This window comes from Diaphorobacter sp. (assembly GCF_050251835.1).
In the GTDB taxonomy this organism is placed as follows: Bacteria; Pseudomonadota; Gammaproteobacteria; order Burkholderiales; family Burkholderiaceae_C; genus JBFXIE01.
On the sequence record NZ_JBFWLZ010000018.1, the window covers coordinates 32,115 to 54,776 of the forward strand.

At 67.3% G+C, this 22,662-nt stretch carries 20 protein-coding genes and 1 pseudogene; 11 read left to right on the top strand and 10 right to left on the bottom strand.

The features are described 5' to 3' along the window. Positions 1 to 177: 177 nt before the first annotated feature. Both AB7E35_RS08275 and AB7E35_RS08280 read left to right on the top strand, forming a co-directional pair. On the top strand, positions 178 to 726 hold the full coding sequence (locus AB7E35_RS08275; RefSeq protein WP_428167396.1) for a C40 family peptidase: 549 nt from the start codon (positions 178 to 180) through the stop codon (positions 724 to 726). Between the two features lie 235 nt (positions 727 to 961). Further along, positions 962 to 2,911, top strand: coding sequence for a choice-of-anchor I family protein (locus AB7E35_RS08280; RefSeq protein WP_428167397.1), 1,950 nt, complete (start codon positions 962 to 964; stop codon positions 2,909 to 2,911). 133 nt (positions 2,912 to 3,044) lie between these two features. Here AB7E35_RS08280 and AB7E35_RS08285 read toward each other — a convergent pair whose 3' ends face one another. Both AB7E35_RS08285 and AB7E35_RS08290 read right to left on the bottom strand, forming a co-directional pair. After that, a complete protein-coding gene (locus tag AB7E35_RS08285) occupies positions 3,045 to 3,998 on the bottom strand; it encodes a class I SAM-dependent methyltransferase (protein WP_428167398.1) in 954 nt (317 codons plus the stop codon). A 122-nt stretch (positions 3,999 to 4,120) separates the two neighbouring features. Further along, positions 4,121 to 4,453: an SMR family transporter gene (locus AB7E35_RS08290; protein ID WP_428162489.1), complete on the bottom strand. Its 333-nt coding sequence runs from the start codon at positions 4,451 to 4,453 to the stop codon at positions 4,121 to 4,123. A 312-nt stretch (positions 4,454 to 4,765) separates the two neighbouring features. Between AB7E35_RS08290 and AB7E35_RS08295 the strand changes: the two genes are divergently transcribed. Both AB7E35_RS08295 and AB7E35_RS08300 read left to right on the top strand, forming a co-directional pair. Then, positions 4,766 to 5,341, top strand: a complete 576-nt coding sequence (locus AB7E35_RS08295) for a chromate transporter (protein ID WP_428162490.1) — start codon at positions 4,766 to 4,768, stop codon at positions 5,339 to 5,341. Positions 5,342 to 5,355: 14 nt separating this feature from the next. Beyond that, the gene (locus AB7E35_RS08300; RefSeq protein WP_428162512.1) at positions 5,356 to 5,958 is read left to right on the top strand and encodes a chromate transporter; all 603 of its coding nucleotides are present in this window, start codon (positions 5,356 to 5,358) and stop codon (positions 5,956 to 5,958) included. Here AB7E35_RS08300 and AB7E35_RS08305 read toward each other — a convergent pair. Both AB7E35_RS08305 and rlmB read right to left on the bottom strand, forming a co-directional pair. Further along, positions 5,944 to 6,720 (bottom strand): SIR2 family NAD-dependent protein deacylase, encoded by a 777-nt coding sequence (locus AB7E35_RS08305; protein ID WP_428162491.1) that lies wholly within the window; start codon positions 6,718 to 6,720, stop codon positions 5,944 to 5,946. The genes AB7E35_RS08300 and AB7E35_RS08305 overlap by 15 nt on opposite strands. Positions 6,721 to 6,729: 9 nt before the next feature. Next, positions 6,730 to 7,479: a 23S rRNA (guanosine(2251)-2'-O)-methyltransferase RlmB gene (rlmB, locus tag AB7E35_RS08310; RefSeq protein WP_428162492.1), complete on the bottom strand. Its 750-nt coding sequence runs from the start codon at positions 7,477 to 7,479 to the stop codon at positions 6,730 to 6,732. Between the two features lie 201 nt (positions 7,480 to 7,680). Here rlmB and sstT point away from each other — a divergent pair, with 201 nt between their 5' ends. Then, on the top strand, positions 7,681 to 8,901 hold the full coding sequence (gene sstT / locus AB7E35_RS08315; RefSeq protein ID WP_428162493.1) for a serine/threonine transporter SstT: 1,221 nt from the start codon (positions 7,681 to 7,683) through the stop codon (positions 8,899 to 8,901). 117 nt (positions 8,902 to 9,018) lie between these two features. On the opposite strand, the gene AB7E35_RS08320 is transcribed toward sstT, so the two are convergent. Then, positions 9,019 to 9,747, bottom strand: coding sequence for an ABC transporter ATP-binding protein (locus tag AB7E35_RS08320; protein WP_428162494.1), 729 nt, complete (start codon positions 9,745 to 9,747; stop codon positions 9,019 to 9,021). 15 nt (positions 9,748 to 9,762) lie between these two features. Between AB7E35_RS08320 and AB7E35_RS08325 the strand changes: the two genes are divergently transcribed. The 3 genes from AB7E35_RS08325 (at position 9,763) to AB7E35_RS08335 (ending at position 14,171) form a co-directional block, all read left to right on the top strand. Further along, entirely contained in the window at positions 9,763 to 10,431 is a 669-nt protein-coding gene (locus tag AB7E35_RS08325) for an arylesterase (RefSeq protein ID WP_428162495.1), read from the top strand. Positions 10,432 to 10,581: 150 nt separating this feature from the next. Continuing rightward, entirely contained in the window at positions 10,582 to 12,528 is a 1,947-nt protein-coding gene (locus AB7E35_RS08330) for a phosphate transport regulator (protein WP_428167399.1), read from the top strand. Beyond that, positions 12,525 to 14,171: a PEP/pyruvate-binding domain-containing protein gene (locus tag AB7E35_RS08335; RefSeq protein ID WP_428167400.1), complete on the top strand. Its 1,647-nt coding sequence runs from the start codon at positions 12,525 to 12,527 to the stop codon at positions 14,169 to 14,171. The genes AB7E35_RS08330 and AB7E35_RS08335 overlap by 4 nt, the downstream gene beginning before the upstream one ends. 31 nt (positions 14,172 to 14,202) lie before the next feature. Here the strand turns inward: AB7E35_RS08335 and AB7E35_RS08340 are convergent, their stop codons facing one another. Further along, positions 14,203 to 15,045 carry a DUF2189 domain-containing protein gene (locus AB7E35_RS08340; protein ID WP_428162498.1) on the bottom strand — a complete coding sequence of 281 codons (843 nt, stop codon included), beginning with the start codon at positions 15,043 to 15,045 and terminating at the stop codon, positions 14,203 to 14,205. A gap of 149 nt (positions 15,046 to 15,194) precedes the next feature. Continuing rightward, entirely contained in the window at positions 15,195 to 16,448 is a 1,254-nt protein-coding gene (locus AB7E35_RS08345; RefSeq protein ID WP_428162499.1) for a PLP-dependent transferase, read from the bottom strand. Between the two features lie 116 nt (positions 16,449 to 16,564). On the opposite strand from AB7E35_RS08345, the gene AB7E35_RS08350 reads away from it, so the two are divergent. Genes AB7E35_RS08350 through AB7E35_RS08360 form a run of 3 tightly spaced genes read left to right on the top strand, consistent with a single transcriptional unit; the run spans position 16,565 to position 19,982 of the window. Next, a complete protein-coding gene (locus AB7E35_RS08350; protein WP_428162500.1) occupies positions 16,565 to 18,280 on the top strand; it encodes a SulP family inorganic anion transporter in 1,716 nt (571 codons plus the stop codon). Between the two features lie 51 nt (positions 18,281 to 18,331). Further along, positions 18,332 to 19,105, top strand: a complete 774-nt coding sequence (locus AB7E35_RS08355; protein WP_428162501.1) for a GGDEF domain-containing protein — start codon at positions 18,332 to 18,334, stop codon at positions 19,103 to 19,105. Positions 19,106 to 19,115: 10 nt separating this feature from the next. After that, complete coding sequence (locus AB7E35_RS08360) at positions 19,116 to 19,982, top strand: MinD/ParA family protein (protein ID WP_428162502.1); 867 nt, start codon at positions 19,116 to 19,118, stop codon at positions 19,980 to 19,982. A gap of 30 nt (positions 19,983 to 20,012) precedes the next feature. Here the strand turns inward: AB7E35_RS08360 and AB7E35_RS08365 are convergent, their stop codons facing one another. From AB7E35_RS08365 to AB7E35_RS08375, 3 genes and pseudogenes are all read right to left on the bottom strand, one after another. After that, positions 20,013 to 21,005 (bottom strand): LD-carboxypeptidase, encoded by a 993-nt coding sequence (locus tag AB7E35_RS08365; protein ID WP_428162503.1) that lies wholly within the window; start codon positions 21,003 to 21,005, stop codon positions 20,013 to 20,015. A 77-nt stretch (positions 21,006 to 21,082) separates the two neighbouring features. Next, on the bottom strand, positions 21,083 to 22,219 hold the full coding sequence (tadA, locus tag AB7E35_RS08370; RefSeq protein ID WP_428167401.1) for a tRNA adenosine(34) deaminase TadA: 1,137 nt from the start codon (positions 22,217 to 22,219) through the stop codon (positions 21,083 to 21,085). A gap of 124 nt (positions 22,220 to 22,343) precedes the next feature. Next, positions 22,344 to 22,580 (bottom strand): annotated as a pseudogene (locus AB7E35_RS08375) (FMN-binding negative transcriptional regulator); the annotation flags it as partial. Positions 22,581 to 22,662 lie beyond the last annotated feature (82 nt).

The window sequence follows — 22,662 nt, forward strand, 5'->3', positions numbered from 1 at the left end:
GGGGGTTGTCCACCCCTCGCAGTCAGCCATCAATCCCCACAACCCTGCCTGACCCAGGCACAGGCGGTCCTGTGGCGCACCATTGAAGCGGGCGATGCAAATACTTACGAGCGAATCAACAGCTTGCAACATATTAGGTAGCCGTCCGGCGGCGTGCCCGTGTTACCCTCGCACCCCATGTCCCGATGGCTTAGCTTATTGTTACTAGTCAGCGCCCATGCTTACGCGGCTCCTCCTACCGAGCCGGAGCGCATGCCAGCTGAGCGTCAACTGGTCGCCCAATTCAACGACGTGCGCCACAGCGTGGCCGGCCGTACTTCTGAACTGATCTCCACCGCCATGGGCTTCATTGGCGTGCCCTACCGGCGCGGCGGCAACAGCGCTGAGACCGGGTTTGACTGCAGCGGGTTCGTGCGCGCCATCTTCGACCAGGCCAAAGGTCTGGCACTGCCGCGCCGCGCTGCCGAACAGGCCGCTGCCACCGAAGTCATCGACAAGAAAGATCTACAGCCCGGCGACCTGGTGTTCTTCAACACCATGCGCCGGGCCTTCAGCCATGTGGGTATTTACCTGGGCGACGGCAAGTTCATCCATGCGCCGCGATCCGGCGCCCAGGTGCGCGTGGAGGACATGAGTGCGTCGTATTGGCAGCGCCGCTTCAACGGCGCCCGCCGCGTGGCGCAGGATGATGTGGGCTCGCCTTTCGCAGCAACCTCGACGCAGTAAATCTGACCTTCGGTTCCACTGTCTGACTTGCCACCGGCCGCCTCGATGCGGCCGGTTTGCATTGCGCTGCGTCCAGCGGATGCGTGCTTGTATCGCACTTCGATGTGCTCAGTCCCGCACAAGTCCGTACACCCGGGCTGTACACCCTCCATCACGCGGGGCTTCACACAACGGTCATGGTTGAGTCATTGAATCGCAGCTTTTGCTTACATTCCTTGACCCATTACACCCGACCATGCAGTTTTCTACTTCCTCCCGCGCCTCCCTGCTGTGCCTGTCGCTGATTGCGGCGGCTTCCCTCGCTGCCTGCGGCGGTGACGACGATTACGTCGAGGAAACACCCAAGACGCTTCAACTGGAGAAAATTGGTGGCTACTCGTCGAATGTCTTCCTCAAGAGCGCCGCTGAGATTCCAGCCTTTGACGCCGCGTCCAGGCGTGCCTTTGTGGTCAATGCGCAGTCGGGCAAGCTGGATGTGCTGGACTTGAGCGACCCCAAGAACCCCAAGAAGGTGGGCGAAGTCAACGCCACCAGCGTGCTGGCCGATGGCGAGGTCAACAGCGTGGCGGTGCAAGGCGGCCTGGTGGCCGTGGCCATTCAGGCCAAGCCCAAGACCGACGCTGGGCGCATCGCGATCTATCAGGCGTCCGACCTGAAACTGCTGGGCTCGGCCACGGTGGGCGCGCTGCCCGACATGCTGACCTTCACGCCTGACGGCAAGACCGTGCTGGTAGCCAATGAGGCCGAACCCAGCGACGACTACCAGATCGACCCCGAGGGCTCGATCAGCGTCGTGGACGTGAGCAACCCCGCCAGCCTCAAGGTGCGCACCGCCGACTTCAAGGCCTTCAACGACCGCGCTGCCGAACTGAGGAGCAAGGGCGTGCGCCTGTTTGGCCCCAACGCCAACAACACCGGCAAGGCCACCGTGGCGCAAGATCTGGAGCCCGAATACATTGCCGTCTCGCCTGACGGCAAGACCGCATGGGTCACGCTGCAGGAAAACAACGCAATGGCCATCGTGGACATTGCCAGTGCCACCGTCAAGGACGTCGTGGCGCTGGGCTACAAGGATCACAGCCTGGCAGCCAACGCGCTGGATTTTGCCGACAGCGACGGCAAGAACGCAGTGATCGACATCAAAGTGGCCCCCAATGTGCTGGGCATGTACATGCCCGACGCCATCGCCGCCTACAAGGCGGGCGACGGCCAGACCTACCTGGTGACGGCCAACGAAGGCGATGCGCGCGCCTGGGGCGAAAACACGCCCGCCTACTTTGGCACGGCGGCCGTCAAGGCCACTAGCACCGCGCCCGCCGTGGCAGCCAAGGGTGGTGATGTGACCAAGGGCTTTGTCGAAGAATGGCGCGTCAAGCACCTGGTGCACAAGGACGGCTTTTTGCGCCGTGCAGGCGATGACCTGCCCGCACATCTGATCGCTCTGGCCAAGGGCAACGGCGGCGCGCTGCTCAACCCCGCCAACTTCGCCTGGTGCGGCGCCATCGCTGGCGACCCCAAGACCTGCCGCGACGATGACAAGCTGGGCCGCCTGAAGATCACCTGGACCCAGGGCTACCAGACCAACGCCGATGGCAGCCCCGTCTGGTACAACGCCGCGGGCGTTGCCGACCCCAATGGCAACCGCCTGATGTACGACAAGCTGTACGCGTACGGCGGCCGCTCCATCTCCATCTGGAATGCCCAGGGCACCCAGGTGTGGGATTCGGGCGCTGCCATCGAGCAATTCCTGGCCAGCGACGAGTGCAAGCTGGGCGCCAAGCGCGACATCGCCTGCAAGACCTACTTCAACACCGGCCATGACGCCACCGCCAAGCTGGACGCTCGCAGTTCCGCCAAGGGCCCAGAGCCCGAAGGCCTCACCATCGGCACCATTGGCAGCAAGACCTTTGCCTTCGTCGGCCTGGAGCGCATGGGCGGCGTGATCGTTTTCGACATCACCGACCCCAAGGCCGCCAAGCGCGTGGATTACCTGAACACCCGCGAAGACTGGACTGCCAGCTTTGACGATGCCACACCGCCGGCACTGGCCAAGGTGGGCGACCTGGGCCCCGAAGGTCTGGCGTTCATCCCCGCGCGTCAGTCGCCCAATGGCAAACCGCTGCTGCTGGTGGGCAACGAGGTCAGTGGCAGCACCGCAGTGATTCAGCTCAACCTGAGCTATTGATCGCCTGGCAGACGGTGCGGCAGCAGACCGCCCGTCGGCGGGCGATGGCTCATCACGAAAATCAAGGCGCCTGGGCATAGGCCTACCCAGGCGCCTTTTTCACGTGCGGGCGCCGCTCACGCACCGGCGTAATTCACGGTGGCGTGTCGCGGAACACCAGCACCTTCAGCGACCGATCCTCGTCGATGTCGGCAAACACCGCAGGATTGGCAACGCGCTCGACAAAGGCGAGCCCGGGCGCCTGCTCGTGCATCTGCGCACGCAGAAAGTCCACGCCCAGCTCGGGCGCATTCAGGCACAGCAGGGCATGGCCGCCGGGTGCCAGCAGGTCGGGCAGGCGGCGCATCAGCCGCGCGTAGTCTTTGGTGGCGACAAAACTGCCCTTCTGGTAGGACGGCGGATCCACGATGACCAGGTCGTAAGGCCCGCTGCGCGTGATCTTGCCCCACGAGCTGAAGATGTCGTGCGCCAGAAAGCGCGCCCCGGCCAGCAGACCGTTGAGCTGGTGGTTGTGCTGCCCCGTGGCCATGGCGCCGCGGCTCATGTCCACGTTGACCACCTCGGCCGCTCCGGCCTGCAGCGCAGCCACCGAGAACGCACAGGTATAGGCAAACAGATTGAGCACCCGCGCGCCCTGCCCCGTGCGTGCGCGATGGGCCGCCACATGCGCGCGCACCCAGCGCCGCCCCTCGGCCATGTCCAGAAACAAGCCGTGGTTCTGCCCGCGCTGCAGCTGCACGCGCAGCAGCGCACCGTCTTCCATCACCACATGCGGCTCGGGCACCTCGCCGGCCATCAGCCGGGTGTCGCTGCGGCCCTCGATGCGCAGCGCCTCGCCACGCTGCTGAAACACCCAGTTCAGCGGCTGGCCCGCCGCCGCCTGCTGCCAGCGCGCACGCAAGGCAGCGTCGATGGTGGCCAGCTCGTCATCGGTCGCCGGGGCAAAGCTGGTGAGCACCAGCACGGGCGGATAGGCATCCAGCGTCCATTGTTCACAGCCCGCAAAGCGCCCGCCCCGCCCGTGAAAGATGCGGCGGGCCTGGACCGGTGGCTCCAGGGTGGAAATGGCGTCGAGGAGTGCGTGCATGGATTCAAGTGACAACGGTGGACACATATGGCCAACAAACCACTCAGCGCGCGAGGAGCGAGCGCTGAAAGCGAAGCGGTGACTTTTGACGCTTATCGGATCAAGGCGAGGCTAGCTCACGCTCAATGGCCCGTGGTCTTGGACAGCAGCTGTATCACCAGCACGCCTCCCACAATCATGGACATGCCCACGAGGGCCGGCATGTCCAGCTTCTGGCCGTACATCAACCAGCCCACCAGCGAGATCAGCACGATACCCAAGCCCGACCACACTGCGTACACCACGCCCGTGGCCATGTGGCTCATCACCTTGGAAACGAGGTAGAACGCCACGCAATAACCTAGCACCGCCAGCACACTGGGCCATGGCCGCGTCAGCCCCTGCGACGATTTGAGCGCCGAGGTGGCCACCACCTCCGCCACGATGGAGATGCCAAGCAGGATGTAGGGGTGCATGGATGGAGGGGGATAAATGAAGACCCGCAAGCGCATAGCCTGCCCGCGCAGAATATCAAAAATGATAGCTGTTTACGCTTGCCAGATAAGTGCTGAAAGGCAATTTACCATGTAAAAGCAGATCAATGCCTGCCATCGGCACCAATGATGGCCGCATCGCACAAGGTGATGGGACTGCAAGCGCGGGTAGCGGGCTGGGGGCGTAGCATGGCCCGCTTCGCCTGAGATGCCATGCCCCAGTCACACCCCCTCTTCCCCCCGCAGTTGCCTGAGCCAACGTCCACACTTGCGTCCCAGCCCGCCCCGGCCCCCATGCCCAACGACGACCGCCCGCGCCCGCAAAGCCTGGGCGAGTTGTTCTGGGCCTTTACCTGGCTGGCGCTACAGGGCTTTGGCGGCGTGCTGGCCGTGGTGCAGCGCGAACTGGTGGATCGCAGGCGCTGGCTGACGCCCGAAGAGTTTGTGGAAGAGTGGGCCGCCGCGCAAATCCTGCCCGGCCCCAACGTGGTGAACCTGTCCATCATGGTGGGCGACCGTTATTTCGGCTGGCGCGGCGCACTGGCGGCCATGGCGGGCATGCTGGCGCTGCCCATGCTGCTCGTCGTGGCGCTGGCCGCGGTGTATGCGGGCTTTGCCGATCACGCCCGGGTGGCCGGTGCCCTGCGCGGCATGGGCGCGGTAGCCGCGGGCCTGGTGGCAGGCGTGGGCCTGCGCCTGGCGGTATCGCTGCGCAAGCACCCGCTGGGGCTGCCCGTCTGCGGCGTGATTGCCGCTGCCACCATCATCGCCATGAGCGTGCTGCGCCTGCCGCTGGCCTGGGTGCTGCCCATGGTGGGCGGCGCAGCATGCGCGCTGACCTGGCGCAAGCTGGCGCCGCCGCAGCACTGAAGCTGGCCCACACCATGCCTGCCGCACTGCACCTGCAATTTCAGCCGCTGGATTGGCTGAACCTGTTTTTGTACTTTCTGTCGCTGTCGCTGCTGTCGGTGGGTGGCGCGATTGCCACCGCGCCGGACATGCATCGCTATCTGGTGGAACGCCAAGGCTGGCTGACCGACGTGCAGTTCAACACCTCCATCGTCATCGCCCAGTCCGCCCCCGGCCCCAACGTGCTGTTCATCGCCCTGCTGGGCTGGAATGTGGGTCTGAACACCGTCGGCACCAGCGCGCCCGCGGCCTGGGCGGCCGGCGTGTTGGGCGTGGCCTTGTGCATGCTGGGCGTGATGCTGCCCAGCAGCCTGCTGACCTGGACCGCCACACGCTGGGCGCGGCGCAACAGCGAGCGCCGCTCGGTGCGCGCCTTCAAGCAAGGTATGGCGCCGGTGGTCATTGGCCTGCTGCTGGCCACGGCCTGGGTACTGGCCAGCGCCCATGGCGATCCGCTGCGCAACGCGCCGCTGTGGCTGGTAAGCGCCGCCACCGCGCTGCTGGTGTGGCGCACGCGCATCCACTTGCTGTGGCTGCTGGGCGCGGGCGCGTTGCTGGGGGCGCTAGGCTGGGTTTGACATGCCCACGGGGTTCGCCGTGCCCAGCAGCGCGGGCAGCAGCTGTGCCGACGGGCCCCGCAACACCGCATGGGCGATGGCATCCAGCTCGCTGGGCGCGGTATTGATCACCACCACGCGCGCACCGGCGGCGCGCGCCCGATGCGCCAGCCCCGCTGCCGGATAGACCGCCCCCGACGTGCCCACCACCAGCATCAGCGCGCACGACTGCGCTGCCCGCTGCGCCGCATCCAGCGTGGCCAGGGGCAAGGGCTCGCCAAACCACACCACGCCCGGGCGCACCAGGTTGCCGCAGCGGTCGCAGTACGGAGGGCTGCCGGCGGCGGCATGCTCCATGCGGCAGCAGTCTCGCGGCACGTCCAGCCAGCGGTTGTCCAGCAAATTGCCGTGCAGGCACAGAACCGGCTCGCTGCCCGCCTGCTGGTGCAGGCCGTCCACGTTTTGCGTAATCAACGTCAGGCGCCCCGGCCAGCGCTGCGCAAACGCCGCCAGCGCATGGTGACCGGCATTGGGCTGCGCGCTTTGCGCCAACGCACGGCGGTGCTCGTACCAGGCCCATACCCGCGATGGCGCGGCACGAAAGCCGGCCTCGCTGGCCATGTCCTGCGGGTCGAACTGCGCCCAGTAGCCGGTCTGCGCGTCACGGAAGGTGGGCACGCCTGATTCGGCGCTGACGCCGGCGCCGGTCAGCACAGCGATGTGCCGGGCCTCGCGCAGCCACGCGCTCACCTCAGTCAGATTGCCTTGGGCGTCATCCGGCATGTCAGGAGCTCAAATGCTGCGCTGGCGCAGGGCTTCGTACAGGCACACGGCACTGGCCACGGAAACATTCAGGCTTTCCACCGCGCCCTGCATGGGAATGCTGATCAGCTCGTCGCAGGTCTTGCGCGTGAGCTGGCGCATGCCCGGCCCCTCGGCGCCCAGCACCAGCGCCACCGGGCCTTTCAAGTCCACCTGGTAGAGGGTCTTGTCCGCGTCGCCGCTGGTGCCAATGACCCAGATGTTGCGCTCTTTCAGCTCATTGAGCGTGCGCGCCAGGTTGGTCACCATGAAGTACGGCACCGTCTCGGCGGCGCCGCTGGCCACCTTGGCCACGGTGGCGCTGATGCCCGCCGCATGGTCTTTGGGCGCGATGACGGCGTGCGCTCCCGCGCCATCGGCCACGCGCAGGCAGGCGCCCAGGTTGTGCGGATCGGTCACGCCGTCCAGCACCAGCAGCAGCGGGTTTTTCACGCCGCCGGCTTCCAGCCCGTCAAGCAGCTCGTCCAGCGAGTGCACCTGCGCCACCGCCTCGACGCGCGCGGCCACGCCCTGGTGGCCGTGGCTGCCTGAGAGCTTGGCCAGGCGCAGGCCGTCAGCCTCGATCAGGCGCAAGCCGGCCTCGCGCGCGCGCTCCAGAAACTGGCGCATGCGTGCGTCGCGCCGCGTGGGCTCGTAATAGATCTCGATGATGCTTTGGGGCGCGGTCTTCAGGCGCACGCCGACGGCGTGAAAGCCGAAAAGAACTTTGGGGGAGGACATGGCGCGATTATCAGGCTGCTGCCGCGCACACCCCCGGCTGTGAACGGGGCGCGGCCTAAAATTGCGCCCTTTCGCCGTTTGACAAGGCTGTTCAGCATACGCCCAGGCGGACGCTGCGTGAGCCACTGCAAAGCGGCCCTACTCCACCCCCCGCGTGCCGCGCGCAGCCCGTGCCGGCGCGTTTTTTTGACTGTTCGCATCATGATGTTCTCGCCCCTGCTGCGCTGGGTGCAGCGTACCAGCCTGGTCACCCAGATCGCCATTGCCCTGGTCGCCGGCCTCGTGCTGGCAGCCGTCTGGCCGGCCGCCACGGCGCATTTGGCCATTTTGGGCACGCTGTTCATCTCGGCGCTGAAGGCGGTGGCGCCCGTGCTGGTACTGGTGCTGGTGATGGCCGCCATCAGCAACCATACGCCGGGCGAGACCACGCACATCCGCCCGGTGCTGGTGCTGTACCTGGCTGGCACGCTGGCGGCAGCCATCGTGGGCGTGACGGCCAGCCTGTGGTTTCCCAGCACGCTGGTGCTGCAGGCGCCCGCGCAGGCCGCCGCGGGGCCGGGGTCGGTGTCCGAGGTGCTGATGAATTTGCTCAAGAGCGTGGTGGACAACCCGGTCAAGGCGCTGCTGGAGGCCAACTACATCGGCATCCTGGCCTGGGCCATTGCGCTGGGCCTGGCGCTGCGCCACGCCAGCGCGGGCACGCGCGCACTGCTGCAAGACGGCGCCACAGCCATCACGCAGATCATCCAGCGGGTGATCCGGCTGGCGCCGCTGGGCATCCTGGGGCTGGTGGCCAGCACCTTTGCCGAAGCGGGCACGCAGGCCCTGTGGGGTTATGCGCATCTGCTGGCGGTGCTGCTGGGCTGCATGCTGTTTGTGGCGCTGGTGGTCAACCCGCTGATCGTCTATCTGACGATTCGTCGCAATCCGTATCCGCTGGTGTTGATGTGCCTGCGCGAAAGCGGGGTGACGGCGTTCTTCACGCGCAGCTCGGCGGCCAACATCCCCATCAACCTGGCAATGGCCAAGCGCCTGGGACTGAACGAGGACACCTACAGCATCGCCATTCCGCTGGGCGCCACCATCAACATGGCGGGGGCGGCCATCACCATCAGCGTGCTGTCGCTGGCGGCTGCGAATACGCTGGGCATTCAGGTGGATGTGCCCACTGCCGTCTTGCTGTGCGTGGTGGCGTCACTGTGCGCCTGCGGCGCGTCGGGCGTGGCCGGTGGCTCGCTGCTGCTGATTCCGCTGGCGTGCAGCCTGTTTGGCATCAGCAACGATGTGGCCATGCAGGTGGTGGCCATCGGCTTCATCATCGGCATATTGCAGGACTCGACCGAGACAGCGCTGAACTCCTCCACCGACGTGCTCTTCACCGCAGCCGTCTGCCTGGCGCAAGAGCGCAAGGCACGGGGCTGATTTGCTATCAATACAATAGCTTTTGGCGCTTCATTTGCCTGGGTTTGGGCCGTAAATGGCTTACACCCTCTCGCAGCCGGGCCCTCAGCGGGCACGGGCTGCCTCGGGGACCACGGCTCAGGAATCGGCCGCCAGCCGCCCCGCCTCGATGGCGATGCGCCGGTCGCAGCGCGCTGCAATGCCGCGGTCGTGTGTGACCAGCACCAGCGTGGTGCCCTGCTCTCGATTGAGGGTCAACATCAGCTCCATGATGGTCTCGCCGGTGGCGAAGTCCAGGCTGCCCGTGGGCTCGTCGGCCAGCAGCACGGCTGGCTGCACCACAAAGGCCCGCGCCAGCGCCACGCGCTGCTGCTCGCCGCCCGACAGCACCTTGGGGTAATGCTGCAGGCGCTGGCCCAGGCCCACGCGATCGAGCATGTCGGCGGCGCGCTGGCGTGCAGCGCGCTCTCCTGCCAGCTCCAGCGGCAGCATCACGTTTTCCAGCGCCGTCAGATTGCCCATGAGCTGAAAGCTTTGGAACACAAAGCCCACCTGCCGGGCGCGCAGCGCGGCGCGGTCGTCCTCGCTCAGCGCAAACAGGTCTTGCCCGCCCAGGCGCACCGTGCCGCTGGTGGGCGTGTCCAGCCCGGCGATGATGGACAGCAGCGTGCTCTTGCCCGAGCCCGATGCGCCCACGATGGCCGCAGTCTCCCGCGGTGCCAGGCGGAAATCGATATCCCGCAAAATCTCCAGCGTGCCCGTGGAGTCTGTCACTGACTTGTACACATGCTCCACGGCGATGATGGGCTCTGCAGGCGGGCGGTGGTCGGCGGCATCAGGGGCTGCGGCAGCAAGGGTTTCTGGCATGAAAGGTTTTGGGCAATGAAGCAATGGGTTCGGCGTGACTTTATCGTGGCGGGCGCTGTGGCCCTGGGGGGCGTGGCGACTTCACTGGCGCAGCAAGGGGTTAAGGCACAGCCGGCCGCGCAAGGCGCGCCGGTGATCCTGGTGGTGGGCGACTCGCTCAGCGCCGAATACGGCCTGCCGCGCGGCAGCGGCTGGGTGGCGCTGCTGGAGCAGCGCCTGGCGCAGCACAACGGCCGCGCCACCGTGATCAACGCCAGCATCAGCGGCGACACCACCGCAGGCGGGCGCGCCCGCCTGCCCGCGCTGCTGGCCCGGCACAAGCCCGCCGTGGTGGTGATCGAGCTGGGCGGCAACGACGCGCTGCGCGGCCTGCCGCTGCAAAGCACCGCGGACAACCTGACCTGGATGACCCGTGCCGCGCAAGAGGCTGGCGCGCGCGCCTTGCTGGTGGGCATTCAGGTGCCGCCCAACTACGGCACCGACTACACGCAGCGCTTTGCCCGCGTCTTCGAGACCGTGGCGCGCGAGCGCAAGGCCGCGCTGGTGCCCTTCCTGCTCAAAGGCGTGGCCGACGGGCCCGACCCCACGGCGATGTTCCAGCCCGACCGCATCCACCCCCGCCCCGAGGCCCAGCCGCTGATGCTGGACAACGTCTGGCCGGTGCTGAAAAAGCTGCTGCTCTGACCTGGATCAAGACCTGGCGGAGCGAGTTCATCGGTCAGTCACACAAACGAACTACGGTCAAACGCAGGCGACAACGTTGCTGCCAGTGGTCAAAGGCGGTGTTGTTGATCCTCTCGACGCCTTTGTCTGAACCTGCCAGGACTGCACCGTATGGAAAAACTAGACGCCATTGCTTCGCTGGGCCAAGCACAACTGCTGCGCCCCGCTTACCTGAAGGCTGCGCTCGCCGCCAATGACCGCCTCAAGTTCTACCTGACGGCACTGCAAACGGCCTACAGCCATGCCGCGCAGCCCCAAGAACCCTTGCCCGAACTGCACCGCGAATACGCCGCCGCCCGGGTCGATGCGCCCCGGCTGCTGAGCCTGCCCGAATCCAGCCACCGCAAGGGCGGCGTGTTGCACGCTGATGACCTGCCCTTGCTGATCGAACGCCTGGCCACCGACCTGCGGCTGATGGGTCGTCCTCTGGAGGGCGATACAGAGCCAGCCCACACCGCGCTGCTGGCCCGCGTGGAGCACTGGTGCCAATGGCTGCAGTCGCTGGCACCCTGCGTGCTGGATGCCGACGAGCTTAAGCTGCTCACCAGCGGCAAGCGCGGCGATCAGGACAGTTTTCACATCCTGGTGATGGATCTGCACAAGGCCATCAATCAACTGGCGGCCACCTTGTCCGAAGAGAACATCGCAGGCGCGCACATCTGGCAACTGGCCGAAGAAGACCGCCCGCGTGTCGCCGCCTTCATGCGCGGCCTGAACCGCACGCGCCCGCTCAAGCTCAGCCACCCAGGGCTGGACACGGCCGCCACGCGTGACGGCCAGCGGCTGCTGATCCAAAACGACATCGGCACCAACGACGCCCATGTGCTGGTCATTCAGGTGGAAGGTTTGCGCCTGTCGCTCACCTATTCCGATCTGCATTCGCAGCGCTTTGCCTTCTTTCAGGACTTGCTGACGCGCATTGGCGCCACCTGGTCGGGCGTGGGCGCGCGCACCACCGAGGGGCTGAACGCCGGTGAGGCCTACTACGTGGGCACCGCCACCTTCGACTGCGCCGACGAGGCAGCGCTGCACGCGGCCCTGGAAGGCCTGGGCGCGCGCATCGTCTTTTTGATCGACTGGAACCGCGCGCGCAGGCGCCTTCGGCCGCTGGTGGGCAAGTCCAGGGCCATCGCCCTGTTGACTGAAAGCGCGCTGCGCGAGGTGGGCCACATGGGGTGGCTGGAAGCTGGCGGCGAGCAACTGCTGTACGGCGCCATGGAAGCCGTGGGCAGTGACTTCTTTCGCATCGGCGACCGGCTGGACACCGTACTCGGTGCCGAGCATGCGCACGACTTTCTGCTGGAAGTCATGGCCTCGTCACTGCAGGCCATGCAAGAGCACCAGCCACTGCCGCGCATCGCCGACTCGGTGCGCCTGCTGCTGCTGCGCTACCTGGGCCGCGAACGCGACTCCTTCGAGCTGCTGAGCGAACACGCAGCCTATTGCCACGCACTGTCCGAAGGCCTGCGCGACGCGCTGGCGCACGGGCTGGAGCGCGACACCAAGGGCGCGGCCAAACTGGCCGCCCGCGCCAAAACCTGGGAGCGCGAGGCAGACCAGCTGGTCATGCGCTCGCGCTCGCGCGCCGAGCGCAACGCGCGCTGGCAACCCTTCACGCTCATGATCGAGCGCGCCGACGATGTGGCAGATGCCCTGGAAGAAGCCATCTTCCTGCTGTCCCTGATTGCCGAGGACCACCACAAGGGCTGGCATGGCGACGTGCGCGATGCACTGCGGCAGCTGGCCAACCGCACCCACGAGGCCGTGCGCGACCATGTCCGGGCGCTTTCGATTGCCAGCGTGCTGCGCGAAGGCGGCAGCGCCGAAGACCACGAGGCCTTTTTGGCCGTCACCTGGCGCGCCGTGGACGCTGAGCGCCAGTGCGACGAGCTGCTGCGGGAAGTGCGGCGCGCATTGGTGCGGCAGGTCAATGATGCGGTGTCGCTGAACCTTGCGACCGACTTTGCCTCCAGCATCGAGCAGGCCACGGACGCGCTGCTTGCCACCAGCTTTGGCGTGCGCGCGCTGGCCATCGACAGCATCGGGGCGCGCCCATGAGCAGCCCACTCAACGCGGCAGCCCAGGCGGCGCGCAAGATCATCTACACCATTGACCCTGCAGCCCCCGGCCCCGATTGCACCCCCGAGGCTCTGGGCTTCAAGGCCTATAACCTGGCCCGCATGGCCGCACTGGGCCTGCGCGTGCCGCCTGCCTTCGTGATCGGCACGGGCTACTGCATCAGCCCCGAAGAAGTCACGCCCGCGCTGTGGAGCGACGCACTGGCACGCATGGAGCGCGCCAGCGGCCTGAAGCTGGGTGAACCACGCCGCCCGCTGCTGCTGTCGGTGCGCTCTGGCGCGCCGGTTTCCATGCCGGGCATGATGGAGACGCTGCTCAACATCGGTCTCAACAACGCCACCCTGCCCGGCTTCATCCGCCAGACCGGTCACCCGCGCCTGGCCTGGGACGCTTACCGGCGTCTGGTGGCCGGCTTTGGCGAAGTGGTGGCGGGCATTGATGCGCGCCACTTCGAGGCCGACCTGGACGCCGTGCGCGCCAGCCACCGAGGCAGCGACGGCAGCGACGGCAGCGACGACGGTACCGAAGACGAGCGCAGCATGGACTTCGCGGCGCTGCGCGAAGTAACGCAGCTGCACCTGCAGACTTATCAACGCGAAGCCGGCCGCCCCTTTCCCCAAGATACCGCTCAGCAGCTGGCCGAAGCGGTAGGCGCGGTGTTTCGCTCATGGAATGGCGACAAGGCGGTCGCGTACCGCAACCTGCACGGCCTGGATCACGGCATGGGCACGGCCGTGACGGTGCAGCGCATGGTCTTTGGCAATGCGGGCGGTCTGTCGGGCGCAGGCGTAGGCTTTACGCGCAACCCCAGTACGGGCGAAGCCAGCCCGTGGGTGGATTTTCTGTTCAACGCCCAGGGCGAAGACGTGGTCAGCGGCCGGCGCAGCGCTCAGGGGCACGAGGCTCTGGCCACTGTGGCGCCTGCCCAGTGGAGCGAGCTGGTCGAGGCTGCAGCCACGCTGGAGCGCCACTTTGGCGACATGCAGGACTTCGAGTTCACCGTCGAGGACGGCGCGCTGTTCCTGCTGCAAACCCGCAATGGCAAACGCACCGCGCGCGCCGCGGCACGCATTGCCCTGGACTTGTGGGACGAGGGCCTGATTGACGCTGCCACTGCCTTGCAGCGCACCGCTGGCCTGGACGCCACCGCCCTGACGCTGCGCCGCATTGCCGCAAGCGATGGCGCTGCGCTGCAGCCCATTGCGACGGCGGCCACCGCCTCCACCGGCGTGGTGACCGGCGAAATCGCCTTTGGCGAAGACTTCGTGCAGCGCCGCAGCCTGGAAGGCACTCCCCTGATCCTGGTGCGCCGCGACGCCGAGACACGCGACATATCGGCGCTGGACAAGGCCGACGCCCTGCTGACCCAGCACGGCGCGCGCACATCCCACGCCGCCGTGGTGGCGCGCCAGCTGGGCAAGGTGTGCCTGGTGGGCTGCGAGGCCATGACCGTGGACGAGACGGCGCGCTGCCTGACGATTGCCGGCCAACGCTACTCCGAAGGCGACACGCTCACGCTGGACGGCAACGAAGGCCGCATCTACGCGGGCGCCGCCGAACTCGTCGATGAAGTGCCTCAGGATCTGCTGGCGAGGCTGGAGCAGCTGCGCAGCCAGGGCTGACGAAGCTGTCAAGCCGCTTCAGGGCTTGCGGTCAGCCCACGCCGTGCTCAGGCGCCGGCGCCGGGCCTGCCGGAGCGTCTTCACCGGGCTGTGCGGGCCAAGCCACCGCTGCGCGGTAGGCATGCCAGCTGGCGTGGCCCAGCAACGGCCCCACCACCAGCAGCCCCGCGCCCCACGCCAGCAGCGACGCCGCCACCAGCGCCGTGATCAGCAGCCCCCAGAAAATCATCACACCGGGGTTCTCCAGCACCACCCGCATGCTAGCGATGCCGGCGGTGAGGGCGTCGGTGTCGCGATCCAAAATCATGGGGATGGATACCACCATGCTGGAAAACACCAACGCCGCAAACACCCCGCCCACCAGCAGATAGACGGCCACAAACTGCCAGTTGGCCGGGTTGAAAACCGCCTGCAACACGCCCGTGGTGGAGGGCATGCCGGTGTTGAAGAACACCGCAAAAACCACCAGGGAAGCGCGTCCCCACAGCAGTTCCAGCACCACCAGCACCAGCACCAGCATGCCCATGCTGCCCATGTGCCTGTCCCAGCACGTCAGGGATTCGCCCAGGCTGGCGGGCAGGCCCAGCTCCAGGCGGCGGCTGGTGTCGTACAAGCCCATGGCCAGAAAAGGCCCCACCAGCAGGCAGCCGCTGGCCAGGGACATGGTGTATTCGGGCCGCGCCCGAAACACCCAGCCCAGCATCAGCGCCATGCCCCAAAAGCACGCGCCGTAAAACAGCGCCACCCCGGGCGCGGTGGCCAGGTCCCGCGCACCCCGTGCCAGCCAGCGCAGCGGGTCTTGCCAGTGCAAGGGGGTGAGCGCCAGCGGCGCTGATGGGGTGGCGGCAGTGACCGGCGCGGAAGATTCGGACATGGCAGGTCGGCATCGCTGCGGCAGTGGTGTTGCCACCACATTAACCACACCACAGGCGCGCCGCCATCAAGGAAAGTACCACCCGGCGCTGCGCACGGGGCACCCCGCCGGGTGCGCGCGCGGCGCATCAGCAGCGCATCCGGTTCCCGTCAGCCAGCAGTGTCGCCAAAGGCACGGGCCAGGGCCTGTGCCAGGTCGGCGCGCAAGTCCTCCACCGCCTCCAGTCCCACCGAAAAACGCACCACCGTGCCCGGCCGCAGGTGGGCGGTGGAGCCGCTGCGCATGCTGGGCAGGTCGTAGGGAACGACCAGGCTGATGGGCCCGCCCCAGCTGTAGCCCAGCTTGAACAGACGCAAGGCGTCGCAAAACGCATCCACCCGATCCTGGCTATGGCGGGCGTCGATCACCACGCTGAACAAGCCCGCCGCAGCGCCCTGCCCTGCATTCGCAGCGCCGCACAGCGCCTGCCAGCTGGCGTGGCCGGGTGAGCCAGGCAGCGCCGGGTGCAGCACCTGCGCCACGGCCGTCTGCGCGCCCATCCACTGCGCCAGATCGCGCGCGGCCATGTCGTGGGCGTGGTAGCGCAGCGCCATGCTGGGCAGTGATCGCAGCACGGCCTCGACGTCGTTGGCACCCACGCCCAGGCCCAGGCGCATGTGGGTGAGCTTGATGCGCAGGTGCAGGGCTTCATCGCGCGTGGTGATGCTGCCCATCAGTACGTCGCCGCCGCCACTGGGGTATTTGGTGAGCGCATGCACGGACACATCCACGCCCAGGCTGCCCTGCCCTCCCGGGCCATCGCCCAGCAAGTCAAAGGGCGCAAACGCCAGGCCGGCACCCCAGGTGTTGTCCAGCACCGTGGTTACCCCGCGCGCGCGGCAGATGCGCACCTGCTCGGGCAGGTCGGGAAACTCCAGCGTGACCGAGCCCGGCGCCTCCAGCCACACCAGCCGGGTGGCATCGGTGATCTTGGCGGCCAGGTCGGCCGGATCCAGCGGGTCGTAGATGCGGTGCTGGATGCCGTAATGGCGCAGCTCCACCTCGGCCAGCGCCTTGTTGGGGCCGTAGGCGTTGTCCGGGATCAGCACTTCGTCGCCGCGCCGCAGCAGCGACAGCGATACCGTGGCGATCGCCGCAAGACCGCTGGGCGCCAGCAGGCACTGCAGGCCACCTTCCAGCGTGGCCAGCCGCTCTTCCAGCTGGTACGTGGTGGGTGTGCCATGCAGGCCGTAGGTGTAGCTGCTCTTGTCTTTCCACTCGCGCGCTCGCAAAGCGGCCACGTTGGGGAAGATGACGGTGGACGCCTTGTGCACCGGCGGCTGCGGCGCCAGAAAGCCCTGCGGCGGCTCGTAGTCGTGGTGTATGAGTCGGGTGCGGAGGTCGGTGGCGGGTATCTGGGTCATGGGCGGATGGTAAGGCAGCGCCACCATGGCACGGATGGCTGAAATGTCCAGTCCCGCAGCCGGATACGCGATGAACGGCCTGGGCCCCTGAGATGGATGCCCGACAATCGCGCGCCATGTCCCTTGCTACGCCCTTGCTGCACCGCTGGTTTCCTTTTCTGGCCTGGCCAAGGCCTACCCTGGGCTTGATGCAGGGTGAATTCTGGGCCGGCATGACCGTGGGCCTGATGCTGGTGCCCCAGGGTGTGGCCTACGCCGCATTGGCCGGCATGCCGTTGGTGACCGGCATCTACGCGTCGCTGATACCAGCGCTGGTGGCCGTGCTGTGGAGTTCTTCCACCCGCCTGGGCGTGGGCCCCACGGCGCTCACCAGCCTGCTGATTGGCGCATCGCTCACCGGCATGGCCGAACCCGGCAGCGCCCACTGGGTCGCGCTGGCCGCGTGGATGGCGCTGCTGTCGGGCCTGTTGCAGATGGTGCTGGGCGTGGCGCGCTTTGGCTGGCTGCTCAATTTAGTGACGTCACCGGTGCTCAATGGCTTCACGCAGGCGGCGGCGCTGCTGATTCTGGCATCGCAACTACCGGCTTTGCTGGGCCTGCGCACCAGCTGGGGCGCATTGGCCGCCAGCCCGTCGCTGCACCACTTCGACCTGACTGCGCTGGCCTTCGGGCTGGGCAGCATGGCGCTGCTGGTGCTGGCCAGGCGCTGGCGCTCGGGCTTTCCGGCCGCCATCGTGGTGATCGCGCTGGCGGCCCTGGCAAGCTGGGTGGCGGGCTACGCAGACGCAGACGGCGCCGTGGTCGGTCACCTGCCTTCGGGTCTGCCGTCGCCCTACTGGCCTGGGTGGCTGTCCTGGGGCGAGCTGGGCACCCTCGTCATGCCAGTGCTGGTGGTGACCTTGGTCAGCTTCCTGGAAACGGCATCAAGCGCCAAAGTGGAACACCAGCAAGGCGGCACCCGCTGGAACGAAAACCAGGACCTGATAGCGCACGGCATGGCCAAGATCAGCGCGGGCCTGTGCGGCAGCTTTGCCACCAGCGCCTCGTTTTCACGCTCGGCCATCAACCTGTACGCAGGCGCCAAGACCGGCTGGGCCACGCTGTTTTCGCTGGTTCTGGTGCTGGCGACGCTGCTGTGGCTCACACCCGCTCTCTACCATGTGCCGCAATCGGTGCTGGCCGCCGTCGTGGTCACGGCCGTCACCAGCCTGATCAAGCCGGGCGTCATGCTGGGGCTGTGGCGCATCTCGCGCGTGGAGACCGCCATCAGTCTGGTGACCTTCGGGCTCACACTGGCCACCGCGCCGCGCATGTACTGGGGCGTGCTGGTGGGCCTGCTGATGAACCTGAGTCACTTCCTGTACCAGCGCCTGCATCCGCGCATCATCGAAGTGGGCCTGCACCCCGACGGCAGCCTGCGCGACCGCCACCTGTGGCAACTGCCGCCGCTGGCACCCCGGGTTCTGGCGCTGCGTATGGATGCTGAGCTGGACTTTGCATCGGCCAATGCGCTGGAGCGCCGGGTGGCTACCGAACTGGCCGACCGGCCCGAGCTGCGGCACCTGTGCCTGTTTGCCCTGCCCATCAACCGGATTGATGTGACAGGTGTCGAGGCCTTCATGCGGTTGCGCGCGCTGATGCAAGGCCTGGGCGGCACACTGCATGTGGCGGGCATCAAGCTGCCGGTGCACCAGGTGCTGGACAACGCAGGCGCAATGGTTCCCGGCCCCAACTTCGTCACCCACCGCACTGATGCCGAGGCCATCGCCGCACTGCAGCGCCCCGCACCCGCAAGCCCGCGGGCGGCTCCGGGCCACAATCCGGGGCACTGAGGCCATAAGCTATAGCTGCTACACTTCTCATAGAACATTTTGTTTCATTGTGTGACCACCTCCCCGGCCTCCGCTTCCATCCATCTGCGTGATCTGCGTCTGGCCACCGCGCATGCGCTGGTGGCGCAGTCGCTTGGCTCCGAAATGCACCTGCAAGGGCAAGCGCCACTGGTGTATCTGCAAAGCCTGATCGACGGACTGTGCGAGCTATCGCTCAAGGATCCCCTCACCGGGCTGCCCAACCGCCGCTATGTGCAGGCCGTGCTCGAGCGCGAGATCGACCGCGTGGCCCGCACCGGCGAAGCCGCGCTGCTGCTGATGCTGGACGTGGATCACTTCAAGCGTGTCAACGATACCCACGGCCATCTGGCTGGCGACGTGGTGCTGCAGTCGATTGCCCGCACCATCGAAACCTGTGTGCGCCCCATGGATACCGTGGCCCGCTACGGCGGTGAAGAGTTCGCCATCGTGCTGCCGGCGTGCCAGTTCGGCTTTGGCAAGGTGATCGCCGAACGCGTGCGCCGCGCCATAGAGTCCACACCGGTGCACATCTCGCCGTCGCTGACGCTCAACGTCACCGCGAGCATCGGCGGCGCTTTTGCGCTGCAATGGATCCGCAGCACTGCCGCGCTGTGGTTTGATCGCGCCGATGCCGAGCTGTACAAGGCCAAGCTGGACGGCCGCAACTGCATCAGCATCGAATCCCAGCCCGAAAGCACCGTCAGCGCAGAAGAAAAGAGTTTGCTGTTTGGCCCGCTATACACCCCATCAGGATGGGGTGACCTCCCCCCGCCTATGGAACCCTCCACAGGCAGCGCCCAATGAAAGACGAGCGATGAACGACGCGCTGTCCCCCCCAACAACCACGCCTTCGGCCAGTGCCTCAGCACCGGCCATCACACCCTCGCCCGCCTCCGCAGCGCCGATCGATGCGCGCATCATCGCCATCACCAGCGGCAAGGGCGGTGTGGGCAAAACCTTTGTTTCCGCCAACTTGGCCACCGCACTGACCCGGCGTGGACACCGGGTGCTGGTGCTGGATGCCGACCTGGGCCTGGCCAACCTGGATGTGGTGCTGAACCTGCACCCCAAGATCACCCTGCACGACGTGTTCACCGGCAAGGCCAAGCTCGACGAAGCCGTCATCAAGGCGCCTGGCGGCTTCTCGGTGCTGCTGGCAGGATCGGGCATGGTGGAGTATTCGCGCCTGACCCCCCAGGTGCGCAGCGAGCTTTTCAACGTGATCCAGGCCCTGGCGCCCAGCTACGACGTGGTGCTGCTGGACACCGGTGCAGGCATCTCCGACGTGGTGCTTTTTTCCATCTCGCTGGCCCAGGACGTGCTCATCGTGGCCACGCCGGAGCCCACCTCGCTGACGGACGCCTACGCCGCAATCAAGGTGCTGGCGACTCAGCAAAAACGCCAGCACGTGCGCATAGTGATCAACCAGGCTGCCCGCCCCGGCGACGGCCGCGCCATCACCAGCCAGCTGCAGCAGGTGCTGGATCGCTTCGTCACCACCGAATCGGGCCGCCCCATGCGCCTGATTCATATGGGTGACATACCTGCGGACACATCCGTGCGCGACGCGGTCATGCGCCGTCAACTGCTCATGCTTCAAATGCCGGGCTGCCCGGCCGCCTTGGCAGTGGCGCAGCTGGCCAACAAGATCGAATCCACCATGCTCAAACCAGCGGCCTGACCCCAGGCCGCCAAGGCGGCCTCTGGAGCGTCAATGCGCGTGCCCCCAGTAGATGAGCGCATCGCGCCCCTCTACCGACAGCGACACCTGTGCCCCCACGGGCAGCAGCACCTTGGTGGGCACATGACCGAAAGGCAGGTTGGTGAGCACGGGCGGCTTGATCTGCGTGCGCAGCCAGTCCACCACGCTTTGCAGCTTGAAGCCCTTGTCATGCGGCGTGAGCCTGTACTCGTTGAACTGCCCCAGCACCACGGCCTTTTGCCGGCCCAGCACACCAGCGTGCAGCAGCTGGGTGAGCAGGCGCTCGATGCGGTAGGGATGCTCGCCCACGTCCTCCAGAAACAGCACGCCGCCCTGGATCTGCGGAAAGTACGGCGTGCCCACCAGTGAGCACAGCACTGCCAGGTTGCCCCCCCACAGGGTGGCCTGTTCCACATAGATGTCCGGCACGGCGGCCTGGCCGCCGGGGCGGGGTTTCTCGGCTTTCATGCGCCAGCCGCTGCCCTCGCCGTGGCCGGTCAGCAGATCGTCCAGGCAGGCCAGCATGATGTCGTCGGGATCGTCCTTGCAGCCCAGGTCGCCCACCAGCGCGGGCCCTGCCCAGGTGGTGGCGCCGGTCTGTGCCAGCAGCGCGGCCTGGAAGGCGGTGAAATCACTCACGCCCACAAATTGCGTGCCGCGCTCGATGGCCTGGGCCACGGCCTGGTACTGGATGCCCGGCAGGATGCGCGTGAGGCCGTAGCCACCGCGGCTGATCAGCGCCACGTCGGCGCCGCTGGCGGCAGCACGGTGGATGGCCGCCAGGCGCGTGGCATCGTCGCCGGCAAAACGGGTATGACTGGCGAGCGCGTCGGGGTCAACCTCCACCTCGTGGCCCATGGCCTTCAGACGGGCAACGCCGCGCCGGAAGGCGGCCTTGTCGCGCACCGCGCCCGATGGCGAGTAGATGTAGATGTGCCGGGGGCCGTGGGGGTGATCGCAATGATCGTGGCCGCTGTGGTGGGTGTTGTGGGCGTGGGACAAGGCGGTGTTCCGCATCCGGTGGGATGCGCTCCGAGCAGAAAGAAACGGGCGCCGCGCCAGTGGCGGCGCCCGGGGATTCAAAGCCGAAAGTATTCCACAGCGCGCGCCGCGGCATCCCGCGCAGGCTGGGGCTGCTCCAGCGCGCAGCGCAGATGCAGACGCGACAGCCCCGCCACGGGCGCGGCGCGGCCGTCCTCTGCCATGCGGGCAAAGGCACGCGGCGCGGCGCGGTGGCCAGCGTCGGGGAACGGTGCGTCGTAGGCGCTGCCGCGGGGTGTATCTGCCTGCAGCACCAGCGTGCCAGCGAGGCGCGCAGGCGCTGCGGCCTGCAAGAGCGCACCCCATGTGTCGTCCTGCGCCACCAGCACCACGTTGCGCAGATCCAGCCGCTCCAGCAACTCTTGCAGCACCTGGCCATGCCATGCGAGATGGTGCGCGCGCTCCTTCTTGGGCTTGTCGCTCTTGCCAAAGCCGATCAGGTCGGGCGCCACCACGTGCTCACCCGCGGCGGCGAGCGCGGCCAGCAGGTGGCGGTACTGGTAGCTCCAGGCCGCCCTGCCATGCAACAGCAGCCAGGTGCGGGGCGCGTCCCGCGGTCCCTCGTCCAGATAGTGCAGGCGCAGCCCGGCCAGCGCAGGCAGGTCGCTGACATAGTGCGGCGCCCAGGGATAGTCCGGCAGGTCGGCAAAGGCCTGCCCGGGCGTGCGCAACGCGTCCTGGCGCAGCGGGTGGGCTGCGAGCTGCTGCGCGCGCTGGGCGCGGCGGCGCTCACGAAAGAAGTCACTCAGCAGCGCGCCGCACTCGTCGGCCAGCACGCCGCCCTGCACGGCGGTCTGGTGGTTCAGGCGCGGCTCGGCAAACAGGTTGACCACCGAGCCTGCCGCCCCGGTCTTGGGGTCCGCCGCGCCGAAGACCACGCGGGGCAGGCGCGCATGCAGCATGGCGCCGCTGCACATCGGGCAAGGCTCCAGCGTGACATAGAGCGTGCAGCCGTCGAGCCGGTAGTTGCCCAGCACATGCGCGGCGGCGCGCAGCGCGGCCATCTCGGCGTGCTGCGTGGGGTCGTGGCTGGCAATCGGCGCGTTGTGCCCGGTGGCGATCACCTGGCCCTCACGCACCAGCACGGCACCCACGGGCACTTCTCCCGCCTGCTGCGCGGCGCGCGCCTGGGCCAGGGCCTCGCGCATCCAGCGGACGTCGTCGGTTTCACTCATCTTTCAATAGCTGTCTGCGCTTGATGGATAAGCGCTAGAGGCCGTTTTCGTTCTCATTCCTCGTCGCCGGTCATGCCCAGCCGTTGCATCCAATCGGCCAGCGCGCGCTCGTCGGGCGTGCCTGGAAGGTGACCAGCGCCTCGGGCCGCGCCTGCAGGTAGCGCCAGTGCGGGTTGGGCCGCGCACAATGACCCAGCAGAGCCAGCGCGTCGCCCTCCCCTTGCTGCACATGCAGCGGCAGGTGGGTGACGAACGGAAAGCCCTCGTCGTCGTTGCTGATCAGGCTGGCGAACGGGTGCGCGCGCATCAGCGTCAGGGCATGGGCGCGGTCCTTGGAGGCGAACTGTGGCTGCAGGTACATGGTGATGAAGCCAGGCGGGGCAGTCCCGGACTGTACCGGCGATTTTCCCCGCGGCAGCACGCTTGGGGCGGGGGATTCGCCC